Genomic DNA, 614 nt, shown 5'->3' with positions numbered 1-614 from the left:
CAGCTCTCAACGCTTGGTTCGATGCCGAAACCATGACGCGCTGTGTTCATCCTACCGTCAATCTTGGCGTAGCGGTGGATAGCCGTCACGGACTGTATGTCCCCGTGCTTCGCCACGCGGATGAGTATGAACCGCAAGACGTTTGTCGCTGGCTCGATCAAACCGTCAAAGGCATCCGAGACAGAAAGATCAGCCGAGAAGACTTACAACACGCAACCATTACTTTATCCAACTTTGGGGCCATTGGCGGCATTTTCGCAACACCAGTGGTTTCACCACCGCAAGTCGCGATTGTCGGTGCAGGACGAATTGTGGACCGGGTCGTGATCCGTAACGGTCAAGCCGTGGCCGTAAAAGCAATGCCGCTGTCCATTACCTTTGACCACAGAGCTTGTACCGGCGGTGAAGCCGCGCGCTTTACCAAGGTGCTTGCAGAACATCTGCAAAGGCCAAGTGTAACTAAGTCATAACGACATAAGGCTTCCGAATGGAAGCCTTTTTTGCGTTACGCACTAATTCAAACCCACCGACCGAACAGATACAATCATCACTAATGGTTTGATTTTCATACTCATTTCACTCTTTCATATTTCAAAACCCTGACCACCTCTCAT

The 614-nt window shown here is 50.7% G+C and carries 1 protein-coding gene; it reads left to right on the top strand.

What is annotated here, in order from left to right; genetic code table 11:
* Positions 1-470 (top strand): 2-oxo acid dehydrogenase subunit E2 (locus tag R7Q11_RS27560; protein WP_225467156.1); only part of this gene is annotated, 470 nt, incomplete at its 5' end.
* Between the last annotated feature and the right edge of the window lie 144 nt (positions 471-614).

The sequence above is a fragment of the Vibrio sp. 970 genome (genome assembly GCF_033339075.1).
The sequence above is the reverse complement of the archived record's forward strand: the minus strand, read 5'-3'. Positions and strand labels throughout refer to the sequence as shown.